The organism is Pelagovum sp. HNIBRBA483 (genome assembly GCF_040931995.1).
Lineage (GTDB): Bacteria > Pseudomonadota > Alphaproteobacteria > Rhodobacterales > Rhodobacteraceae > JAEPMR01.
Genome location: NZ_CP162412.1, coordinates 1951088 through 1971534, shown reverse-complemented (window position 1 = coordinate 1971534; position 20447 = coordinate 1951088). Strand labels below are relative to the sequence as shown.

The 20447-nt window shown below is 54.3% G+C and carries 19 protein-coding genes and 1 tRNA gene; 10 read left to right on the top strand and 10 right to left on the bottom strand.

Annotated elements, in window-relative coordinates; translation table 11 throughout:
* The first annotated feature begins 50 nt into the window (after positions 1-50).
* Entirely contained in the window at positions 51-953 is a 903-nt protein-coding gene (locus AB1E42_RS09740; protein ID WP_368344052.1) for a FliM/FliN family flagellar motor C-terminal domain-containing protein, read from the top strand.
* A gap of 54 nt (positions 954-1007) precedes the next feature.
* On the opposite strand, the gene AB1E42_RS09735 is transcribed toward AB1E42_RS09740, so the two are convergent.
* Together AB1E42_RS09735 and AB1E42_RS09730 are read right to left on the bottom strand one after the other, a co-directional pair.
* Positions 1008-1442 (bottom strand): DUF6691 family protein, encoded by a 435-nt coding sequence (locus AB1E42_RS09735; RefSeq protein ID WP_368344051.1) that lies wholly within the window; start codon positions 1440-1442, stop codon positions 1008-1010.
* Positions 1442-1867: a YeeE/YedE family protein gene (locus tag AB1E42_RS09730; protein WP_368344050.1), complete on the bottom strand. Its 426-nt coding sequence runs from the start codon at positions 1865-1867 to the stop codon at positions 1442-1444. Before AB1E42_RS09730 ends, AB1E42_RS09735 begins: the two co-directional genes overlap by 1 nt.
* A 202-nt stretch (positions 1868-2069) precedes the next feature.
* Here AB1E42_RS09730 and AB1E42_RS09725 point away from each other — a divergent pair, with 202 nt between their 5' ends.
* The gene (locus tag AB1E42_RS09725; RefSeq protein WP_368344049.1) at positions 2070-2381 is read left to right on the top strand and encodes an ArsR/SmtB family transcription factor; all 312 of its coding nucleotides are present in this window, start codon (positions 2070-2072) and stop codon (positions 2379-2381) included.
* A gap of 4 nt (positions 2382-2385) precedes the next feature.
* Here the strand turns inward: AB1E42_RS09725 and AB1E42_RS09720 are convergent, their stop codons facing one another.
* Positions 2386-2601: a hypothetical protein gene (locus tag AB1E42_RS09720; protein WP_368344048.1), complete on the bottom strand. Its 216-nt coding sequence runs from the start codon at positions 2599-2601 to the stop codon at positions 2386-2388.
* Positions 2602-2730: 129 nt separating this feature from the next.
* Between AB1E42_RS09720 and AB1E42_RS09715 the strand changes: the two genes are divergently transcribed.
* Entirely contained in the window at positions 2731-2988 is a 258-nt protein-coding gene (locus AB1E42_RS09715) for a DUF2312 domain-containing protein (protein WP_368344047.1), read from the top strand.
* Between the two features lie 6 nt (positions 2989-2994).
* Here the strand turns inward: AB1E42_RS09715 and AB1E42_RS09710 are convergent, their stop codons facing one another.
* Complete coding sequence (locus AB1E42_RS09710; RefSeq protein ID WP_368344046.1) at positions 2995-3873, bottom strand: hypothetical protein; 879 nt, start codon at positions 3871-3873, stop codon at positions 2995-2997.
* A 79-nt stretch (positions 3874-3952) separates the two neighbouring features.
* Between AB1E42_RS09710 and AB1E42_RS09705 the strand changes: the two genes are divergently transcribed.
* Complete coding sequence (locus AB1E42_RS09705; protein ID WP_368344045.1) at positions 3953-5608, top strand: ABC transporter permease; 1656 nt, start codon at positions 3953-3955, stop codon at positions 5606-5608.
* A gap of 41 nt (positions 5609-5649) precedes the next feature.
* Positions 5650-5725: transfer RNA gene (locus AB1E42_RS09700), tRNA-Thr, on the top strand.
* A gap of 313 nt (positions 5726-6038) precedes the next feature.
* On the opposite strand, the gene AB1E42_RS09695 is transcribed toward AB1E42_RS09700, so the two are convergent.
* Positions 6039-6554, bottom strand: a complete 516-nt coding sequence (locus tag AB1E42_RS09695; RefSeq protein ID WP_368344044.1) for a hypothetical protein — start codon at positions 6552-6554, stop codon at positions 6039-6041.
* 172 nt (positions 6555-6726) lie between these two features.
* On the opposite strand from AB1E42_RS09695, the gene AB1E42_RS09690 reads away from it, so the two are divergent.
* Positions 6727-7107, top strand: coding sequence for a hypothetical protein (locus tag AB1E42_RS09690; protein ID WP_368344043.1), 381 nt, complete (start codon positions 6727-6729; stop codon positions 7105-7107).
* Between the two features lie 26 nt (positions 7108-7133).
* Here AB1E42_RS09690 and AB1E42_RS09685 read toward each other — a convergent pair whose 3' ends face one another.
* From AB1E42_RS09685 to AB1E42_RS09670, 4 genes are all read right to left on the bottom strand, one after another.
* Positions 7134-7907, bottom strand: coding sequence for a helix-turn-helix transcriptional regulator (locus AB1E42_RS09685; protein ID WP_368344042.1), 774 nt, complete (start codon positions 7905-7907; stop codon positions 7134-7136).
* A gap of 177 nt (positions 7908-8084) precedes the next feature.
* Entirely contained in the window at positions 8085-8696 is a 612-nt protein-coding gene (locus AB1E42_RS09680) for a TetR family transcriptional regulator C-terminal domain-containing protein (RefSeq protein WP_368344041.1), read from the bottom strand.
* A gap of 120 nt (positions 8697-8816) precedes the next feature.
* Positions 8817-12146, bottom strand: a complete 3330-nt coding sequence (locus AB1E42_RS09675; RefSeq protein ID WP_368344040.1) for an error-prone DNA polymerase — start codon at positions 12144-12146, stop codon at positions 8817-8819.
* 80 nt (positions 12147-12226) lie between these two features.
* On the bottom strand, positions 12227-13825 hold the full coding sequence (locus AB1E42_RS09670) for a DNA polymerase Y family protein (RefSeq protein WP_368344039.1): 1599 nt from the start codon (positions 13823-13825) through the stop codon (positions 12227-12229).
* 847 nt (positions 13826-14672) lie between these two features.
* On the opposite strand from AB1E42_RS09670, the gene AB1E42_RS09665 reads away from it, so the two are divergent.
* Positions 14673-15896, top strand: a complete 1224-nt coding sequence (locus AB1E42_RS09665) for a glycerate kinase (protein WP_368344038.1) — start codon at positions 14673-14675, stop codon at positions 15894-15896.
* A gap of 4 nt (positions 15897-15900) precedes the next feature.
* Here the strand turns inward: AB1E42_RS09665 and AB1E42_RS09660 are convergent, their stop codons facing one another.
* Positions 15901-16230, bottom strand: coding sequence for a HesB/IscA family protein (locus AB1E42_RS09660; RefSeq protein ID WP_368344037.1), 330 nt, complete (start codon positions 16228-16230; stop codon positions 15901-15903).
* 83 nt (positions 16231-16313) lie between these two features.
* Between AB1E42_RS09660 and AB1E42_RS09655 the strand changes: the two genes are divergently transcribed.
* The 3 genes from AB1E42_RS09655 (at position 16314) to AB1E42_RS09645 (ending at position 20378) form a co-directional block, all read left to right on the top strand.
* Complete coding sequence (locus AB1E42_RS09655) at positions 16314-17483, top strand: deoxyguanosinetriphosphate triphosphohydrolase (RefSeq protein ID WP_368344036.1); 1170 nt, start codon at positions 16314-16316, stop codon at positions 17481-17483.
* Positions 17484-17573: 90 nt separating this feature from the next.
* Positions 17574-19316, top strand: a complete 1743-nt coding sequence (gene argS, locus AB1E42_RS09650) for an arginine--tRNA ligase (protein WP_368344035.1) — start codon at positions 17574-17576, stop codon at positions 19314-19316.
* A gap of 66 nt (positions 19317-19382) precedes the next feature.
* Complete coding sequence (locus tag AB1E42_RS09645) at positions 19383-20378, top strand: SPOR domain-containing protein (protein WP_368344034.1); 996 nt, start codon at positions 19383-19385, stop codon at positions 20376-20378.
* The last annotated feature ends 69 nt before the right edge of the window (positions 20379-20447 follow it).

Here is a 20447-nt window from a genome sequence, read left to right as displayed (position 1 = left end):
ATTCTTTACGTTTTTGGCTGAGATTTGCCCCAGAATGAGAAGGGGCGGGCATGCCGGACGGCTTGATACGAAACATTCTACGCAGGCACGAACAGGCGCCGAGAGGCGACGACTCCGCTGCATACCTTATTGCGCGTTCAGTTCGCAGGGCCGCGCGCGATGCGCTGTCCTGCGTTCCGCTTGAAATTGAGGTGGAGGTTGGTGAGATGGCGCTCGATCAGATTTTTGATGCGATGGGAGAGCGCGACCTGATCTGTCGTTTTTCGGAATCTGAGACATTGGATGATTGTGACGGTTTCGTCGCAATGAGCCGCGGAGTGCGTGCATATGTACTTGGCGCTCTGCGTCGCGAGGGGTGCGGTGTTCCAAACAGCGCAGAACAACTCGCTCGTGCGCCGACAGGGATAGACTTTGCGCTTATAGGGCTGTTCATGGAGGGCTTGCTCAAGGAAATTTGTAGAGATCTTCCGGAGGGAGACGGAGCGCGGACTTTGCTCTCAAGCTGCCAATGCGGCTCTGGGCTTGGTGACAAGGATGTTGCTCGGGACTTACTCTCCGCTGGCCACTATTCTTGGTTGCGACTTTCGATCCTGTTTGCAGAGGACCAGCCCCAGGATGTGATTACCTTCGCGCGGAAATCAGCGGTGCCTCGTCAGTCCGCCGAGGTTGAGAGCGGTTTACTAACGCCACACAGCCTTGCTGCACGGTCGGGCGATATTGCTCTGCGTTTATCGGTAAATTTGCGCGCGACGGTCGCTTTGGGAATCGTCGAGCAAATGTCGAAGGGGCAGGTGATCCCGCTGGAACAGTCTGCGCATTCGCCGTCGGTCGACATGGTTTCGGCGGGTGGTGCTGCGGTTTTTAGTGGGGTTTTGGGGGCTGATGAAAGGCAACGGGCCGTTCGGATCGACCGTTTGGGGGAGGCCCTGCTTTCAACCCGAAACGGGTGTTGAAACCCGCGTATCGATAATGAAGAGCCTCGCCTGCAGAACAGGCGAGGCCAATGATTAGGCAGAGACTGGGCTCAGTTGATCGATTTGCGCCCGGATAAAAGGTGCCAGCCACATCCCGAGCAACATGCTCACCACGAATGTGATTCCGCCGATGCCGCTGAAGCCGAGCGCGGCGATTGACGGGCCCGGGCAAAGACCGGCCAAGCCCCAGCCTACGCCAAATAGCGTTGAACCAATGATCAGGTTGCGGCCGAGACGGGGTTCTGGGCGAGGAGGGAAAAGCCCGCCTAGAAGCGGTGTTCGGCCAGCTGCAAGGCGCCATGCTATAGCCATCGGAATGATTGCGCCTGACATTACGAATGCGAGCGTCGGGTCCCATGCGCCAAAAATATCGAGCCAACCTTGAACCTTGGTCGTATCGGTCATTCCAGAAATCAGCAGTCCGGTGCCGAAAGTGCTGCCGGCGATGAATGCCATGAAATTTCGCATCAGATCACTCCCAAAAGATGGCGGAAGAGGACGACAGACAAACCACCGGCCCCGATGTAGAAAACTGTTGCAACAATCCCGCGCAGAGAGAGGCGCGAAATGCCGCAAACACCGTGACCAGAGGTGCAACCATTCGCGAATCTGGTCCCGATACCGACCAAGAGGCCCGCAGCGACAAGCACCACAAGGTTATCAGTGACATGGGTGTCAAAGCCGCCAACCCACAAAGCGATGATGGTTGGTACGAGGAACAGCCCTACAATAAATGCGAGCCGTTCATTGCGTTGATTCCCTGCCGAACCATCTACGACGCCGCCTATGATGCCCGAGGCGCCCATGATCCTACCGTTCGAAAGGAGATATATTGCTCCTCCTAAGCCAATAATTCCGCCTCCTATGAGGCCGAGTATCCATTCTTGCTGCATTGCGCGTGTCCGTTTCGCTACAGTTTCTATTGCGACCTCGATCAACCAGGGGTGGTTTTACAAGGTAAACCCTTCACCTCTGGCAGTTCACAGTTGACGCGAACCGCAAGATGAATTGTTACTGGAACTAGTTAGATCGTGTGCTTATATATTTCAATATTAAAATATAAAAAATCAGGTATGTATGTGAATGGTGAATCCGATGGACATGATAGAAAAAGCAAACGCCATGGATGCAGCCGCTGATGAGGCCGCTGAACTGCTCAAGGTGCTCGCAAATCCTGCACGGCTCAGAATAATGTGTGCCCTCTTGCCGGGGGAGCAGTGTGTCGGAGACATAGAGGAAGCGCTCGGTGCCAGTCAGTCGTATGTTTCGGGTCAGCTTGCGAAGATGCGGGCTGAAGGGCTCGTATCCGCGACGCGTGAGGGCAGGGTGATCCGCTATCGAATTGCAGACCAACGGGTTCATCCAATTCTGGAGCGGCTTTACGAGGTTTTCTGCGATATCGACTGAGCCGTCAGCCCAATAGAACACCTACCACGACCATCATAAGGCCGATGATGGAAAAAAGCAGTGCTCCGATGTTGATTGGAAGAATGCGTGAAAGGCGGGCGCGCAGTTCTGCGTCTTCGAGTTTCGCGCGGCGGGCTGAGGCGACCTTTGTGATTGTCCATACAATTCCGAACAGGCCGATCGCCGAGATAAGAGCGCCGATGTAGACGAGCCATTCCATGCCAATTTCCTTCGATTTTGTTGCAGCTGGCGTAGCGATGGATTGTGGCTTTGACAAGGGTGGGCTTGTGCGTTTGAACGGCAGCGAATAGGACGCAGAGCGAACCAATATCGGGGTAGGAGAAAAAACATGAGCGATGACGTAACCGACGCACAATCTTCGGTAGCTGCACAGGAATTGCGGCAATTTGTCGAGCGCTATGAGGGCTTGGAAATCGAAAAGAAAGATATCGCTGACGCCCAAAAAGAAGTGATGGCTGAAGCAAAAGGCCGCGGCTACGACACTAAAGTTATGCGTAAGCTGATTGCGCTGCGCAAGCGGGACGCCAATGACATCGCAGAAGAAGAAGCTGTTTTGGATATGTACAAGGCCGCGCTTGGGATGTGAGGCAACCTAGGGCGCGATGAATCGCACATTCGGCATTTGTTGAATCGTGACGAGATCGTCTTCGTACGTCTCCGTGAGTTTGTCGACGAGCGCTTCGGTCCATTCTGGGATCGAGATCTCTTGATCGATTTCTTCCTCAAGAGCGAATTTGTCGAGGAAGGCGGAAATCACGCGCCTTTTTTGGGCTTCGCTCTGGGGGGGATGGCTCTTCAGGTAACTGGTAAAGCGTTGCATCCCAGCCTTTGACATGATGGTTGCGAGCAGATCAAACCCGCCTGTGATGCGGGTGAGAGGGTCAACCCCGGACAGCTCTCTCATCAACTCAGCCCAAATAAGAGGTGTATCTTCATTGGCCCAAACGGTTAGGGTGGCATTGGGTGCCAGCGCTTGGATACGCGTGATCAGCTCGGACCATCTAATGTCATTCGGGTTCATGCCGTGCATGTATGCGCCGAAGGTGGCTTTCTTGGATTCCATGTAAGCCGCGGGGACAAAGCTGGCAGGATTCCGGATGGCTAAATACAGCTCCAATTCGTCGTTGGCGAATATCCTGCTGATGGCTTCAATCTTTTCGTCGGCGAGTTGGTAGAAACTAGCCCCTTCAAATATTCTGTTAGAGACGCATAGGAATGCGCTGTTCGACAGAACGAGGCGCTCAGTGTGATGCGGGTTATCGATGATCGCGTCGAGGAGTTTTTCGCGAACGTCGATATGGGGTTGCGGGCTGTCGAGGTTCTGAACGGTTTCACGGATAATTCTGCGATACCGCCCTATTGGCGGGACATGGATACCTTCCATCTCGAGCGCGGCTGCGTTTTTACGGATCGACTTGATGAGCTGGTCATCGTCGGTGCAATTGGCGCCAATGTGGAAGGCGATTTGCATGGTCTTTGCCTGTCTGTTGTTTGTTCTCAATATAAGGACATTTCTGGACAGCGAAACCGGATTTCGGTAACCGCTCGATATGTCTGATAAAACGAGTCAGTTTTTAGCGAAAGGCCGCTCTGTCAAACGCGCAGATCCGTGGTCAATCGGCGCTGCCGTCATCGCGATATTGGTTCTATTGCCGATTGCTGCGGTTTTCTACTTTGCATTTTTTCCAAGCGAGAACATCTGGCCGCATCTCTTGGCGACCACGCTGCCTCGCTACGCCGCTAATTCGCTGATCTTGATGTTCAGCGTGGGGGCGATAACGGCATCGGTCGGAGCAGGCGCGGCTTGGTTGATTGTTATGTATGATTTTCCGATGCGCCGTTGGCTGGAGTGGGCGTTGTTGTTACCTTTAGCAGTCCCAGCCTATGTCGGCGCTTTCGCTCTCGTTGACTTTTTAGAGTACGCAGGCCCAGTTCAGACAGGACTGCGCGGCCTTTTCGGCTGGGAAAGTTCGCGGGACTATTGGTTCCCCCCGATCCGGTCGCGAGGCGCGGCTGTTGTTGTCCTGAGTGGTGCGCTTTTTCCGTATGTTTATATCCTCGCGAGAGCAGCGTTTCGCGAGCAGAGCGGCGCTCCATTTGAGGTCGCGCGTGCGCTTGGGGCAGGGCCGCTTGGACGGTTCATTCGCGTGGGCCTACCGCTTGCAAGACCTGCGATCATGGCGGGCGTTGCAGTCGTGATGATGGAAACTGTCAATGACTTTGGGACGGTCGATTTTTTTGCGGTTCAAACACTGACGACGGGGATCTTCTCGGTTTGGTTACAGGCGGGCAACCTAGGTGGTGCGGCCCAGATTGCGACCTGTGTTCTCGCGCTTATCGTGATCTTGGTCACATTGGAGAAACTGAGTAGGCGGCGAAGCCAGTTCTCCAGCTCGGCCCGCGGCTTTAGGCCGGTTGTGCGCACGCCTTTGCAGGGAATGCGGGCGGCGGCGGCGGCTATTGCCTGTTTCTTGCCGTTTTTTATGGGCTTTTTGTTGCCGGTATCGGTGTTGATCTCGCACTCGCTTGATGCGGCAGACTGGGCCCGCCCCGGACTGTTGCGAGCGCTTTGGCATACGGTGTTCGTCGGCGGGGTAGCGGCGCTTTTGACCGTCATCGGCGGCGTATTTATGGTCTACGGGGTGAGAATTTCGCGCCGGAAACTGCCGTCCATGCTGATGCCTGTCACAGCGATTGGCTATGCCGCGCCCGGGGCTGTTCTGGGGCTGGGAATCTTGGTGCCGCTTGCCGCCTTCGATAACTGGTTCGCGGATGGCATTCTCGCGCTTTCCGGGTGGGATCCGGGGTTGCTCTTTACCGGAACGGCGGCGGCTTTGGTATTGGCTTATGTCGTGCGGTTCTTTGCGATTGCGCAGGGAACGGTTGATGCCGCCTTTGGGCGCATTTCACCGAGTTTGCCGATGGCCGCCAGATCGCTCGGGCAAGGGGCGGGCGGTGCATTGAGGCGCGTTTATCTTCCGCTTATGAGCGCCTCGGTCGGCTCCGCGCTGTTGTTGGTTTTCGTAGATGCGGTGAAAGAGCTTCCTGCGACGCTGCTTTTGCGCCCATTCAACTATAATACCCTGGCCACGCTCGTTCATGAAAAAGCGTCGTTGGAGAAAATTGCCGAAGCATCGACAGCATCTTTGATGATTACGGGGGTCGGGCTCGTGGCGGTAATCTTCCTTGCAAGAGCCAATCGTTGAGGCTTGCGTCCGGAAGAATGAACGATTAAACGGCGGTCAGTGCCCCTATAGCTCAGCTGGTAGAGCAACTGATTTGTAATCAGTAGGTCCGCGGTTCGAGTCCGTGTGGGGGCACCATTTTCAAAAATATCTTATTTTGTCAAAGCCTTAGGTCAGATTTCTATTGTTCTTCAGTGCCAGGAAAAGCTGTCGCATCCTTGGTTTGTTAGGCTGCTGAAAGTATTTGAACACCAGTCGACATGGAATCGCCGCGATGTATCTCTCGTAGGGAAATGTCTATGAACCGGCGGATGAAAGCGTCTCTCCGGTGCTGAATCGGCATCACGCGTATGATCAGAGCCATTTTCGCCGCATATTGGATTGGTACGACAGAATGGTTGCGGTGCCTATATTTGCCTCTCCGTATCGGCGGAATGTGGAAAAGTTAAGTCTAGTTTGAGTTGATTGGGTAAATCCGTGCGGCAAAGTTAAAATAAGCTACACGCGCCCCGAGTTCTGGCAATGCTAACGACCTTGGTGGCACCTGAAAGATAGAGGCAGGGCGGTCGTTTTTGGGTTCGATAATCCTTTTCGTGTGCGCAATGACGTCCTCGTCAGGCATCGAGCACAACCTAAAATATGAGCAATCGATAACGTATATTGTTCCGACGCCGGATTTGCCGGGCAGGAGGGTGATATCTCCGACTCTGCCAGATTGGTTGCAAATATACGCATTAAAGTAAAGAGATCGGCAGCTGTAGTGATCGTTCCGAAGAACTTGAACTGCCTGACCGGTACCAACAGCCGGTGAGTATTTGCTAACGAAGGCAGCGAATTCTGCTAGGTTCAAGTTTTCGTCGGTATCTTGAGGCTGAGTGTCGGCCAGTGCAGCCATTGCCGTGAACATGAGATACCCGATCACAGCGATGTATGAATGCGCGACGAGGAAGATGAGTGTTTTTTTCATGAAGTGACCAAACGAGGAGCTACCTGCAATATCGGTCGTCCATGCGGAAAGAAAATACGGAATAAAGATAATGATATATCGTATATTTCAGCCATTTTCTCCGGTTTTCCGCTAGTTATTTGCTATAACGTTTCAGGTACCTTAAAGAAAAGAAGTTGTGGGACGGTTCTAAATGCCTGGTTTTAGGAGTGATCTCGTAGAGGACAGGTTTAGAATACCGTCGGCTGACAGAATATTACTTGATAGTTTCAACGATTTTTTAAAATTATGCCACCCATTCAATGAGCGGGCATACGGCTTTGAGGTTCTGCTTTATTTGTACGTCTATGATGATAGCAGTCTCGGAATAGATGAGCTTTGGATGATGATCCGGAATGGCCGGCCGCATAGGGAGGCTTTTGGCCGTTTTATCAATCGTTTGAAAGATGCTGGTGTCATCGTGGTTGAACCTGATCCTGCAAACCGGCGCAAGAAACTGGTCAGGCTGGATCGAGAACTCTTTTGCGAATTGGGTGGGTTTATGTTCGATAAAGTGACAGCGGAAGAACTGTAGCTCAAAAATAACTGAATAGAATGGCTTTATTCTAATATTAAATTATTGAGTAGCGCGAGTTTGGTTGCCGCTTGCGTTGTGGTTGTTGCATTCATGGCGTCTCGTGCTGCACTCAAATGCTTTTCTACTGTACTGGTGGAAATATTCATAATATCAGATATATCCTGATTGGTTTTTCCCTGGGCGACCCATGAGAGCACTTGCTTCTGGCGCTTCGTTAAACTTATTTTGTTCTCAGGATGTGGTAGTGTTGCGACCTTGCTGTCAAATGCTAACAAGAGTGTTTCGATCAATAATCTATTCTTCTCCCAAATATCGTCCAGCTCAGATTGCGTAACTTCGGGTTTGCCGCATATAGACGCTGCAGATTTTCTGCCTTGAGTGGTGTTTGGAAAGCTTACCGCATATCCGGCTCTAATATCGAACTCTGAGAATCTCTTTGAAATTTTCTTCGCTGCTTTTTCCATGCTTGAGGGGAGTTTGTAGCTGGTAAGTACTTCCCAACTGATAAAGCCTGGATTTCTGACGCTCCAAATAAAGAATGGGGAATATTGATAACGGAATGAGTCAATGAAGAAGTCTGAGTAATCTTTATCGTGATTTGTGAAAATCAGGCATTCAGCCTCGCTGGTCGTGCCTTGTCCGAGTTGGGCGCTTGTTTGACAATAAATGATCCTGTTCAGGCCGAAGCTTTCAAGGGGTCGTCTTAGGCTTTCCCAAGCATCGCAAAGGCTATTGCTGAGCAGAATTTTCTCGATGCTCTGTACTGCAATTTCTGCTTGATTTACACTATCAAACATACACCTCGCCTTCGATAAATGGCGTTTAGTATGAGATCAAAACCTAAGTGCAAATCAATGGAGGGTTTCCACTAATGTAATGGTGTAGGTGAATTCTTGTTGCGGTTATAAATTTGTGGCGCCGCTAGAATGGTCGAGACGAATTAGGCGTAGGAGGGAACTCCTATGTGTGGCCGTCTAGGCTCTCAGAATACTCGTGTAGACGTGTTCTAAGAAATCCGTTGCTCCCGGAAAAGGATCCTGATTTTCCAAGATTGTGCGAACTTGGGTGTCGAAATCCGCATAGTGTTGGGTGAGAGCCCAGATCGAGAATATCAGGTGGTACGGATCTATGTTTGCGATCTTGCCTTCGGATGACCACTGCGCGATCACCGATGCCTTTTCATCAACGAGTTCCTTGAGATCGCTGCCGAGGATTTCGCCCAGTCGTGGCGCGCCTTGCAGGACTTCGTTGGCGAAAAGGCGACTTTCACGCGGCATTTCGCGGCTCATTTGCAATTTGCGCCGGACATATTTGAGGATTTCCTCGCGGGGGTCGCCGTTTGGGTCTAGTGCGCGGAGCGGGGCGAGCCATGCGTCTAGTAGATGTTCCAACAGAGTGCGGTGGATATCTTCTTTGCCGTTGAAATAGTAAATAATATTGGGCTTTGACAGGCCTGCCGCCGTGGCGATTTGATCGAGTGTCGCGCCGCGAAAGCCGAATTGTGAGAAGACGACGAGAGCCGCATCGAGGATTTTCTCGCGATTTTGCTTTTGAATGCGGCTGTAAGGTTTCTCTGATTTTGTCATGTCTTGTGCTCTTTTCTCATTTTGTAGCACGGGTTGAGAAACACGGCGAGTGTTGAGCGCGATATTTTGTCGTGAGCGCTGTTGGGATCTTGCCCTCGTTGGTGGGCCGTGACGCCAAGTTTAGTGGAAGTCACGGCTATGGGGGATGATCCTGTTGTTTCGTGGGTGGCCGTGAGACGCGGCTGCGGGCGTACTTTGCAACTCGCGATCTTTCGAGAGGGCAAGAAGGCGGTCGGACCGGTCTTCCAGGCGGTCGGCGATGACGTGAATAATGTCGACATCCCTTTGGATGCGCCCTTGTACAAGAAGCAGTCGCGCCTGCATGACGACGCTGCGGTAGGCCTTCATCGTTTGCGGCCAGACGACAATATTGGCGACACCGGTTTCATCCTCGATGGTTATGAAGCAAACACCCTTTGCGCTGCCGGGTCGCTGGCGGATCAGGACCAAGCCTGCAAGTGTGATTTGTTGTCCGTTTCGACTGTTCTGTAAGTTTGCGCAGGTGGTGGCGTTTTGTTCGTGGAGGCTTGATCGGAAAAACGTCATGGGATGCGCTTTTAGGGAGAGGCGCATGGTTTGGTAATCGTTGACCACCTGTTCGCAGACCGGCATTTCGGGCAGGGGTACGGGAATTTCCGCTCCTTCATCGGCGGTTTCATTAAAGAGTGGCAGGGCGGGGGCGTCCTTGAGGGCGCGGGCCTCCCATAGAGCTTGGCGGCGGTCGATGAACATGGAGCGCATGGCATCCGCTTCGGCGAGTTTGCGGATGGGGGCGGCACTCAGGCGGCTTTGTCGGTGCAGTGTTTCCACGTCCGGAAAGGGGGATGTGCGGGTGGAAAGCAGTTTGTCTGCGCTCTCTTTGCGGAACCCGGTAATTTGGCGAAAGCCGAGGCGTAATGCGTAGGTGGGTGGGGGTGGTAACGTTTCCGGTCCATGCGGTTCGGTACCGTGGTCACTGCGCAGGGAAGCCGGTTCGAGTGTGCTGTCCCATTGCGAGAAATTGACATCTATAGGCCGGACCTGGACGCCGTGTTCGCGTGCATCGCGGACCAGTTGCGCGGGGGCATAAAAGCCCATCGGTTGGGAGTTGAGAAGGGCGCATGTGAAGGCCGCGGGGTAGTGACATTTGAGCCAACTGGAAACGTAGACCAGATGTGCAAAGCTTGCGGCATGGCTTTCGGGGAAGCCGTATTCTCCGAAACCTTTGATCTGATTGAAGCATCGTGTGGCGAAATCCTCCTCGTAACCGCGTGCTGTCATGCGTGTGACCATTTTTTCCTCTAGGCGGCCAATTGTGCCTTTGGAGCGAAAGGTCGCCATTGCCTTGCGTAATTCATTGGCTTCTGCGGGGGAGAATTGCGCTGCATCAATCGCGATTTTCATCGCTTGTTCCTGAAAGATCGGAACGCCGAGTGTGCGGCTGAGAATGTTTTTAAGCTCTGCTGGGTCATTAGGCGGAGTGGGCGATGGGTATTCGACGGCCTCTTCTCCGTTTCGGCGGCGGAGGTATGGATGCACCATATCCCCCTGAATGGGGCCGGGGCGTACAATGGCGACTTCGATGACCAGATCGTAGAATTCGCGCGGCCTGAGACGGGGAAGCATATTGATCTGCGCGCGGCTTTCCACTTGGAACACGCCGATACTGTCGCCGCGGCAGAGCATTTCGTAAACGCGGGCGTCGTCTTGAGGCACGCTGGCGAGTGTGTACCGGCGACCATAATGGGCGTCGATCAGATCGAAACATTTGCGGATGCAGGTGAGCATTCCCAAGGCGAGGATATCGACCTTCAAAATGCCGAGGGCGTCGATATCGTCCTTGTCCCATTCGATGAAGGAACGATCGGCCATCGCGCCGTTGCCGATGGGGACAGTTTCGCTCAGGCGGCGTTCGGTCAGGATGAAGCCGCCGACATGCTGCCCGAGATGGCGCGGCATGCCGATAAGTTGGCGGGCGATATGGAGAACCTTGCGGAGGTGTGGATCATGCAGATTGACGCCGGCTTCTTTGGCTTGGTCGTTGTCGAGGTCGCTTTCCCAACTACCCCAGACTGTTTTGGCCAGCGCGCTTGTGACATCCTCCGACAGACCCATCACCTTGCCCACTTCGCGGATGGCGGAGCGTGGGCGATAATGGATCACGGTTGCGCAAAGGCCAGCGCGATCCCGTCCGTATTTCTGGTAAATGTGTTGGATGACCTCTTCGCGGCGCTCATGTTCGAAATCGACATCAATGTCCGGGGGTTCTTTGCGTTCTTCGCTGATGAAGCGTTCGAACAACAGCTGATGTTTTGCAGGGTCGACGGATGTAATGCCCAAGACGTAACAGACGGCCGAGTTTGCGGCAGAACCACGACCCTGACAAAGGATTGGTGGGGTGCAATCCTCTCGCGCAAAGCGGATGATATCGTGAATTGTAAGGAAATATTGGGCGATATTGAGCTTTTTGATCATGGAAAGCTCTTTTTTCAGGGTATTTTGTGTCTCCGTAGGGATGCCGTCAGGGTAGCGGGTTTCGGCGCCGGACCATGTGAGCTGTTCAAGGCGGGTTTGCGGTGTCATGCCTTCCGGCACCACTTCACGGGGGTATTCATAGGCGAGTTCGCGGAGGTCAAAGCGACATTGATCCGCAACGATGCGGGTTGCCCTGATCGCGTGCGGCCATTCCGCGAAGAGCCTTTGCATTTCTGCGGGTGCTTTAAGATGACGTTCCGCATTGGGGAGAAGGAGGCGCCCCGCATCTGCGAGGTGCGCCTTTTCGCGGATACACGTCATCACATCCTGTAAAGGGCGTCGGTCCGGTGCATGATAGAGAACGTCATTTGTCGCGAGGATTGAAAGCCCGTTTTGTGTGGCTAGCTGATCCAACCTGTTTATGCGGGCGCGATCATTGCCTTGATAGTGCCAGCACGCGGCAATGTATGCCAGTTGTGGCAGGGCGGCGCAGAGGCTGGGCAGGGTGCGCTCCAGACCTGTGAGGGATACCTCGGGGATGAGGATCAGGATACTGCCTTCGGAATGTGCTGCGAGCAAATCAAGCGTGAGATCGCATTCCCCTTTTGATTGCCAGCTGCCGTCTGGCCGGTATCGGCGCCCTTTCGAGATCAGGTGGGACAGGCGGCCATAGGCATCGCGATTGGTCGGGTAGGCCAGAAATACCTCTCCGGATATCAGCTTTATCCGTGTGCCGATGATCGGCCGGAGAGAGAGGTTTTGTGCGGCGGTGTGAAAGCGGACAACCCCCGCGAAGCTGTTGAGATCGGCAATTCCCAGCGCGTCATATCCGAGTTCATTTGCTGTATGGGTCAATTCATCGGCTTCGGAAGCGCCACGCAGGAAGGAGAAACAGCTTGCCAGCCCAAGTTCGACAAATGGAGCACGCGCGTTGGGTGCGGATTTATAACCTTCCGGTAAGGATGTGCGCGGTTTGTGAGTGAGGTTTTCCGGCATTCACAATGCTCCTGCCGCACAAATGCAGATGGTTAGAAAAACGCATGCGGTATTGGTGATTATTGGTTTTTTTCTTTGGGTCATGCGAAAACACCATGCAAAAACCACGATGGTTCACCGCCACGCCCATCGCCATGCAGTCCATTGCGATAAATCCAAAGGCGGCGGCCTGTTTCGGTTTCGATATGGTAATAATCACGCAAGCGGGTTCCGGGACGGTCATGCCACCATTCAGGGGCGACCCTTTCCGGCCCTGCAAAACGGATGACGCGATGCGTCACGCGGCGCCAGATGAATTTTGCTGGCGGACCTTCCGGCACTGCGTAAAGCACACGAATTTCTTCTGGCGGGGCGAAAATGCGTATCGGGCGGCGCTGTGTCGAGGGAAGGGGGGAAGCATATTGCTGTGGTGCTGGGTGCCAATTGGCGGCGCGCTCGGGAATGTGACTGCCGGACAGGGCAACGCGCTGAAGTTTGTTTGGGCCGAAACGGGCGGCAAGGCGGTCAATTAATCGGGCGAGTTCGGTGCCGTCATCGGGATTTCCATCCAGACGTGTTTGCACGATGTCGAGATTTTCAGTGCTCTCGGCGGTTAGCGTGAGAACATCAAAGCCAAAACCTGGATCTATGTGGTCAAGCTTGCCAAGGAGAAGGCTGTGCAGGTGTTCGGGATTGTTGCTGGGTTGTGCCGTGGTCAAGAAGCTGGTCGCGACCATGCCGTCCGTGCGGTATGCGGATAAGCGCAGGCGCCGTACCCCATGCTGAGATCGCGCCAGTTGTACACATAACTTTTCGCAAAGATCGGGAAGGTAGGGCGCGGGGTCCAGTACCGGCTCTGTGAGATTTTCCGTGGTAACGAAACGTATCGGATCGGCTTGTGCGTTGAGTGGATCTGCCTGCCTCCCAAGGGTGAGATCGAGGCGGTGCAGCGGCGTGTCTGAAGGATCGGCATGATCGCGAAACCGCCGCGCGAGCGCAATGCGCGGTACATCCGCCAGCGCTCCAATCGTTTTCAGCCCGAGGCGTTGAAGCGTCGTGACCGTTTTGGGCGATAGGCGTAGTGCCGCGACGGGGAGAGGGGCCAGCATCCGCATAAGGTTGGCGGAAGTGGCGGTGCTGCGGACTGGGCCGTAATGTGCCAAGGCCCATGCCGCGCCGGGTGTTGGTGCTAAGGCGAGCTGGGTTTGGAAGCCGATTTTGGAAAAGCGTTCTTCGACATTCCTGAGGAGCCTGTCCTCTCCGCCATGTAGGTGTGCCACGCCTGAGGTGTCGCAAAAGAGGCCATCGGGTGCGTCTGCAACGCTCCACGGCCCCCATTGACGGCTCCAGAATGTTAGGTTTTCCAATAGTTTTTCATCGCCAAGGGTATCGGCATATTCGACCTTCAGCTCGGGGCAGAGTGCGCGCATATCGACAATGCGCGCATGGCGACGAACACCCGCTATTGCCGCCGCACGATTTGTCGCGTGGACGACGGGGCCATGGGCGGTATCGACGGCCAACGCGACGGGCAACTCTTCAGGCAGAGTGCTTGCGTGTCTTGCGCACCATATCTGCCACCTTTCGATCGCAAATTCCGGGAGGTGAACGGCGAGTATTCTGCGTTCTTTAATGGAGTGTGGTGCGGTTTGGCGGCTTAGGCGCTGGGCGAGATCCGGCAGCTGGTCCTCGCGCTTCACTTTTGGTTCTCCTATGGTTTCAGTTTTTACAGAGCATTGATCGCAAGCTGATGTGTGTTGTGTTCGGTGGCGTGTTGGAGGTGCAGGCGGCCTTGCTCTACACTGGCGACCCATTCTCCTGTCGGACGCCAGCGCGCCCGAAATAAGTGTGCCTTCCAGATTTCAGCGCCCGGGGCGCGCATGTCATATGGGTGGCGGTGACTTGGGAGAGAGGATAAGCGCCAACGCTCGCGGGCCGCGCTGAGGTCTGCCTCGGCTGCATGTCGCAAGAACCAGATCGGAACTCTTGATGCTTCGGCGCGTAAGGCGAGACGTTTGGTTGCTGTGAAGTCAACAACGTTGGGATTGCCCCAGATTTCCGTGATGACAGCACCGAGAGAGTGGCATCTCAGGCCTTCTTCGGCGGCGCATAGCGCATCTTTTGGGCGTGATATTTCCAAATATAGAATGTCGTTGTCTTTATATGGAAGGCCGTGAAAATAAGGCTGACCGCATTCGCGCCTGCTTAGGTGGTCTTGTATCCAGAGGACCGGTTTTGTGATGTGGCCGAGGCTGGCAAGGGTAAAGCCGGTTGCGGCGCCGTCTGTCGGGGCGCTGGAAAAGACCTCTATCAAGGTTGCAGGTTGTGATTGCGTAGGTGTTTCCAGCCGCCGTGAGCGGGTGCGCAGAGTGTCCAGCTTTGTTTTGAGGGGCGGTGGTGCGCTTTTCAATAGAATCTCCATGTTCTCTTTTTGTTCTATATTTTTGAAGGATGCGCGTCAAATATCTGAAGGGGTGGAAAGGGGTTTTCGCTTGGATAGGGAGGGCTTATCACTACGGTGATCGCAGGCCTACAAGGGGGGAGCGAATGGATATTGATCAGGCGCGCACGGAGGCGCGCAGACTCTTTATGGCCGGCGTCGCTGCCGCTGACCCATATCAAGCGGTTATCACCGAGCTGGAAAGGCGAGCGGTTCAACCGAGCTTGATTATCGCAATTGGAAAGGCAGCACGCCGCATGGCGGAGGCGGCGCTTTCGGTGCATCCAGGTGTGCAAACCATTGTTGTGACCAATTACGAAAACGCTGAGGCACTTGACGGTGCGACGATTCTGCCTGCTGGTCATCCTGTGCCTGATGCGAAAGGCGAATATGCTGCGCACACGGTAATTGAAGCACTTGAGCATGTCAGTGACGAACAGGAGGTTCTCGTCTTGGTGTCGGGCGGCGGATCGGCACTTTTACCCGCGCCGGTGGCGGGGGTGACGCTTGCTGAAAAGGCTGAGGTGAACCGCCTTCTTCTCGCTTCTGGCGCTGATATCGGACAGATGAATCTGATCCGGCAACAAATATCACGTTTGAAAGGTGGCGGATTGGTGCGCCTTGCATCGCCAGCCAAGGTGACCGCCTTGATTCTGTCCGATGTTATCGGGGATGATCTCTCGGTCATCGCGAGCGGCCCTACCGTGCCGCCTATTTCGAACCCGTTGGGGGCCAGAAAACTTCTCGAAAGTTTCGATCTTTGGGAAAGGGTCCCTGAATCTGTGCGGCGCTACCTGGAAACCGCACCAGATCCGGATCCTGTTCCTGTCGCTGTAAACCAGTTGATCGGGTCGAATGGCAAGAGCGTCGAGGCCATGCTTGAGGCCGCAGGGGGGAATGCTGTTCGTATCTCTACGCCAATTGAAGGCGATGTCGAAGATGCGGCGCGCTATGTTTGCGATCAAGCTGAGCGGGGCATTACGCTTTGGGGCGGTGAAACCACAGTCAAACTTCGAGGAAACGGGAAAGGCGGCCGCAATCAGGAGATGGCTTTATGGATCGCCTTGGAAGCACAGCGGCGCGGCTGGAGCGGGAATTGGGTTTGCCTACAAGCTGGAACCGACGGGCGGGATGGCCCTACTGATGCAGCCGGAGCGCTGGTGGATGGTGGGACGCTCACACGGATCCAGATGTCCGGACAGGATATTCACAGCCTTCTTCGGTGCAACGACAGCTATGAGGCACTGTGGCATGCGGGTGATTTGCTGATTACCGGACCTACGGGAACGAATGTGGCCGACCTTGGGGTGCTTTTCCGGTTTGATCCCTAACCGATTACATAGAAAAACTCGTCCCGCAGCCACAGGAAGATGTTGCGTTCGGGTTGTCGATCACGAACCTCGCGCCGATCAGCTCGTCAGAGAAATCAATGGTAGCAGAAGCGAGAAATGGTAGGGAAACGCTGTCCACGACAACTTTTTCTCCATTGCCGCTCTCCAGAACAATGTCATCATCTGTCGGTGCGTCCAGCACGATATCGTATTGAAAGCCCGAGCAACCGCCGCCTTCAACCGCAATGCGGAGAGCCTTTCCATCGGCGGAGGCTCCTATTTCAGCAAGTCTGGCAAATGCGCGCTCAGTAACTTTTGGTGGCAGATTTAGCATATTCCGACCTATCGGTTTGCGTCTGCTTAGAATATAGAGGCCCTGTCTTTCAACAACAAGTCAAAGCAAGTAACGGAGAGCTGATGCTGGCCAAGTATGCAACGGATCCGAAAACTTCGCGCGGACGACTTTATGCGGAAGAGGAGAGCGCATTTCGCTCTCCGTTCCAGCGGGATCGTGATCGGATTATCCATTCGAGCGCTTTTCGACGTCTCAAGCATAAAACCCAAGTTTTTGTTGAACATGAAGGCGACTATTTCCGGACGCGGCTCACGCACTCGATTGAGGTTGCGCAAGTCGCGCGAACGATATCGGCGGCACTCGGTTTGAATGTTGAACTCACCGAAGCGGTCGCCCTCGCGCATGATTTGGGGCATCCGCCCTTCGGACATACGGGCGAGGATGCTTTGGATGCGTTGATGCAGCCATATGGGGGCTTTGATCACAACGCGCAGGCGATCCACATCGTCACTTCGCTTGAGCGACACTATGCTGAGTGGGATGGGTTGAACCTGACTTGGGAGACGCTTGAAGGCATTGCCAAACACAATGGACCTGTTGCTGAGCCATATCCCTATGCACTCGCGGCATATAACGAGAAACATGATCTTGAATTGGGCACTCACGCTAGCGCGGAGGCACAGGTCGCCGCATTGGCAGACGATATCGCCTATAATAATCATGACCTTCATGATGGCCTTCGTGCGGAATTGTTTTCCACGGGGGAATTAGCTGAGCTTCCGGTGCTGAGAGAGTGCTTTGCCGAGGTTGACCGTAAATACCCCGGACTGAATATTTATCGTCGGCGCCATGAGGCCCTGCGGAGGTTCTTTGGAATTTTGGTCGAGGACGTCATTCAGGTCGCTGGGCGGAATCTGAAAGAGCTGGATCCTCAGAGTGTTGCTGATGTTCGTGGAGCGGGACGAATGGTTGTACGCTTCACACCTGCGCTTTGGGGCGATCTGAAAGTCATACGAAATTTCCTTTTCCATCGGATGTATCGTGCGCCAGGCGTCGTTGAGATGCGGCGACATGTGACAGCCGCTGTAAAGGAGCTTTTCCCGCTTTTTATGGCGCACCCTGAAAACCTGCCCAAGCAATGGCGAAAGGATGTCTCGGAGGTGCGTTCCGAAGAACAACTGGCGCGTCTCGTTGCCGACTATATCAGCGGCATGACGGACCGCTTTGCGATCCAAGAACATGCGAGACTGACCGGCTCGGATATCATCGAGCGCACGCGGGTCACCAATTGAATCAAATTTCACGGGGCGGGAGGCGTTTGGGCGTCGTTGACCTCTTGGAATGCCGTGCTAAACGGACAGAAACGCCAGAAAGAAAAGATGATGAACCTATTCGCAGAAATCAGACGGTTGGTAATTGAAAGCCTCGAAAGTCTTGTCGCTGATGGTGCCTTGCCATCAGGGCTCGACTTTTCGGCAATTGCGGTGGAGCCGCCGCGCGACCCGCTGCATGGCGACATGGCGACCAATGCTGCGATGGTTCTTGCAAAGCCAGCTGGCAAGAAGCCGCGCGATATCGCAGAGGATCTGGCTGCGAAATTGCGGGCTAATGATCGTGTGGACACAGCTGACGTTGCCGGCCCGGGATTTTTGAATCTGCGGCTGAATGATCAGGTTTGGCAGGCGTTGGTCAAAGATGTTTTGACGAACAAGGATTATGGTCGGTCGATGCTGGGAAGTGGCCAGAAGGTTAACGTCGAATATGTGAGCGCAAACCCAACAGGGCCACTCCATGTCGGCCATACAAGGGGTGCAGTATTCGGGGATGCTTTGGCGAGCCTTCTCGATTTTGCTGGCTATGACGTGACGCGCGAATATTACATCAACGATGGTGGCGCGCAGGTCGATGTCTTGGCGCGCTCTGTATATCTGAGATACCTCGAGGCGCATGGGCAGGATGTTGCGTTTGAAGACGGAACCTATCCCGGAGACTACCTCGTGCCCGTTGGGGAAGCCCTGAAAGAAAAAGTTGGGGACGCTTTTGTCGGGCAACCTGAGAGTGTCTGGCTCGTTGAGGTAAGGGAATTCGCGACCGAAGCTATGATGGATCTGATCCGCGACGACCTGAATTCGCTGGGCGTCAAGATGGACACATTCTTCTCGGAGAAATCGCTCTATGGAACCGGGCGTATCGAAAGTGCTCTCACCGCGTTGGAGGAAAAGGGTCTGATTTACAAGGGCGTACTTGAGCCTCCGAAGGGGAAGGTGCCTGAGGATTGGGAGCCGCGCGAGCAGACGCTTTTTAAATCGACCGAGCATGGAGACGACGTTGATCGTGCCGTGATGAAATCGGATGGTAGTTGGACCTATTTCGCTCCAGATATTGCGTATCACTACGATAAAGTCACACGCGGCTTTGACCAACTGATCGATGTGTTTGGTGCGGACCACGGTGGCTATGTGAAACGCATGAAGGCCGCAGTGAGCGCGCTTTCCGATGCCAGGGTTCCTTTGGATATAAAATTGTGCCAGCTCGTGAAGCTTTGGAAGAATGGCGAGCCGTTCAAAATGTCAAAGCGGGCAGGGAATTTCGTCACTTTGCGTGACGTCGTCGATCAAGTTGGCCCTGATGTAACGCGGTTCCATATGCTTACCCGTAAGAATGACGCACCGCTGGATTTCGATTTCGACAAAGTGCTCGAGCAGTCCAAGGATAATCCGGTCTTCTATGTGCAGTATGCCCACGCGCGGGTTTGTTCGGTTCTCCGAAAGGCGAGGGAAGAGGGTATTCCTGTATCCGATACCGATCTCAGTGCGGCGGACCTCTCAAAGCTGGCACATGATGCTGAATTGGCCGTGGCCAAGAAGTTGGCCGAGTGGCCGAGGCTTGTGGAGATTGCGGCAAAAGGCCATGAGCCGCACCGGATTGCATTCTACCTTTATGAATTGGCCTCCGAGTTCCATGGCTTGTGGAATAGAGGCAATGATGACGCTTCGCTGCGTTTCTTGCAGGTTGATGATATTGCATCGTCCCAGTCAAAAATTGCGCTGATTCGTTCCGTAGCCGTTGTTATTTCGGGCGGTCTTGCTATTCTGGGAGTCAAGCCGGTTACAGAGATGCGGTAAACGCACGGTGCCGGCCTGAGCATGAGGCAAAAAATCCCCGCATAAGTGCGGGTGTATGAGGCAGGTATGGCAAGCGTTAACTACGAGGCGGATTTTGTCGCCCCCAGTGCGATTCGTACGACATCTTTGATGAACCTTTCTGCGGCAGCGGCGTCCTTTGCGCTGATCGTCGGCCTTGGGTTTTGGGGCTATGAGTTGGTGGTACGGGATGTTTCGGGAATTCCGGTAGTCAAAGCTGCGGAAGGTCCGCTGCGGATCATGCCGACAAATCCCGGTGGCGACGTTTCGGAAAATACTGGTCTTGCGGTGAACCATATCTCGGCGCAGGGGGAAGCGGCGCCGGCTCCTGATGCGCTTCTCCTGGCCCCTCAGGGGGAGATCATTGAGCCTGGTGATCTAGTTGCGCCGGAATTGGCTTTGGTGCCTGATGAGCCCATTGAGGCAGTTTTGTTTTCATCAGAGAGCGAAACGTTCGAAGGTGATTTGACGGACATTCAATCGGTGTCATTGACTGAGTCCGACCAGGACGCCGCAGTTTTGAACGCCAATGTTGATGACGCTCAAATCCTTGCGTTGGTAGAGAAAATCACTTTGGACAGTTCAGCGGAGGCGGGTTCAGCCGTTTCGATGGATCAGGCTACACCTTCTGACATACTCCCTGCATCGGTCCCTGGGCTTAACCGGACGATAAGGCCGCGCGCGCGACCCGAAACGCTCTTGGCTTCATTGGAGGTGAGTGGAGATCTAGTTTCTTCTCCAGTTGCGATATCTGACGTTCCTCAATCGCTGGTGCATCAAGGGGCATTGCCGGTTGGTACAAATCTGATTCAGCTTGGGGCATTTAGCACCACCGAAATAGCCGCACATGAATGGCAGCGATTGAGCCAGCTCTTCCCGGCATATCTTGACGGAAAAACGCGTGTAATCCTTGAGGCGACAAGCGGTGGTGTCTCGTTCTACAGGCTGCGTGCTATGGGGTTCTCTGGCGCTGATGAGGCGCGGCGGTTGTGCTCGACCTTCCTAACGCAAAACGTGGAGTGTACACCGGTATCTGTCCGGTAGCGCTTTGCTTCATTGACATTCGATTAGAAGCTGCGGACGATCATGCGTCCGCGCTAAATCTGTGGCGGT

Coding starts and splice junctions, on each gene's coding strand:
- AB1E42_RS09740 (WP_368344052.1), top strand. CDS start 51: ATGCCGGACGGCTTGATACGAAACATTCTACGCAGGCACGAACAGGCG.
- AB1E42_RS09735 (WP_368344051.1), bottom strand. CDS start 1,442: ATGCGAAATTTCATGGCATTCATCGCCGGCAGCACTTTCGGCACCGGA.
- AB1E42_RS09730 (WP_368344050.1), bottom strand. CDS start 1,867: ATGCAGCAAGAATGGATACTCGGCCTCATAGGAGGCGGAATTATTGGC.
- AB1E42_RS09725 (WP_368344049.1), top strand. CDS start 2,070: ATGGACATGATAGAAAAAGCAAACGCCATGGATGCAGCCGCTGATGAG.
- AB1E42_RS09720 (WP_368344048.1), bottom strand. CDS start 2,601: ATGGAATGGCTCGTCTACATCGGCGCTCTTATCTCGGCGATCGGCCTG.
- AB1E42_RS09715 (WP_368344047.1), top strand. CDS start 2,731: ATGAGCGATGACGTAACCGACGCACAATCTTCGGTAGCTGCACAGGAA.
- AB1E42_RS09710 (WP_368344046.1), bottom strand. CDS start 3,873: ATGCAAATCGCCTTCCACATTGGCGCCAATTGCACCGACGATGACCAG.
- AB1E42_RS09705 (WP_368344045.1), top strand. CDS start 3,953: ATGTCTGATAAAACGAGTCAGTTTTTAGCGAAAGGCCGCTCTGTCAAA.
- AB1E42_RS09695 (WP_368344044.1), bottom strand. CDS start 6,554: ATGAAAAAAACACTCATCTTCCTCGTCGCGCATTCATACATCGCTGTG.
- AB1E42_RS09690 (WP_368344043.1), top strand. CDS start 6,727: ATGCCTGGTTTTAGGAGTGATCTCGTAGAGGACAGGTTTAGAATACCG.
- AB1E42_RS09685 (WP_368344042.1), bottom strand. CDS start 7,907: ATGTTTGATAGTGTAAATCAAGCAGAAATTGCAGTACAGAGCATCGAG.
- AB1E42_RS09680 (WP_368344041.1), bottom strand. CDS start 8,696: ATGACAAAATCAGAGAAACCTTACAGCCGCATTCAAAAGCAAAATCGC.
- AB1E42_RS09675 (WP_368344040.1), bottom strand. CDS start 12,146: ATGCCGGAAAACCTCACTCACAAACCGCGCACATCCTTACCGGAAGGT.
- AB1E42_RS09665 (WP_368344038.1), top strand. CDS start 14,673: ATGGATATTGATCAGGCGCGCACGGAGGCGCGCAGACTCTTTATGGCC.
- AB1E42_RS09660 (WP_368344037.1), bottom strand. CDS start 16,230: ATGCTAAATCTGCCACCAAAAGTTACTGAGCGCGCATTTGCCAGACTT.
- AB1E42_RS09655 (WP_368344036.1), top strand. CDS start 16,314: ATGCTGGCCAAGTATGCAACGGATCCGAAAACTTCGCGCGGACGACTT.
- argS (WP_368344035.1), top strand. CDS start 17,574: ATGAACCTATTCGCAGAAATCAGACGGTTGGTAATTGAAAGCCTCGAA.
- AB1E42_RS09645 (WP_368344034.1), top strand. CDS start 19,383: ATGGCAAGCGTTAACTACGAGGCGGATTTTGTCGCCCCCAGTGCGATT.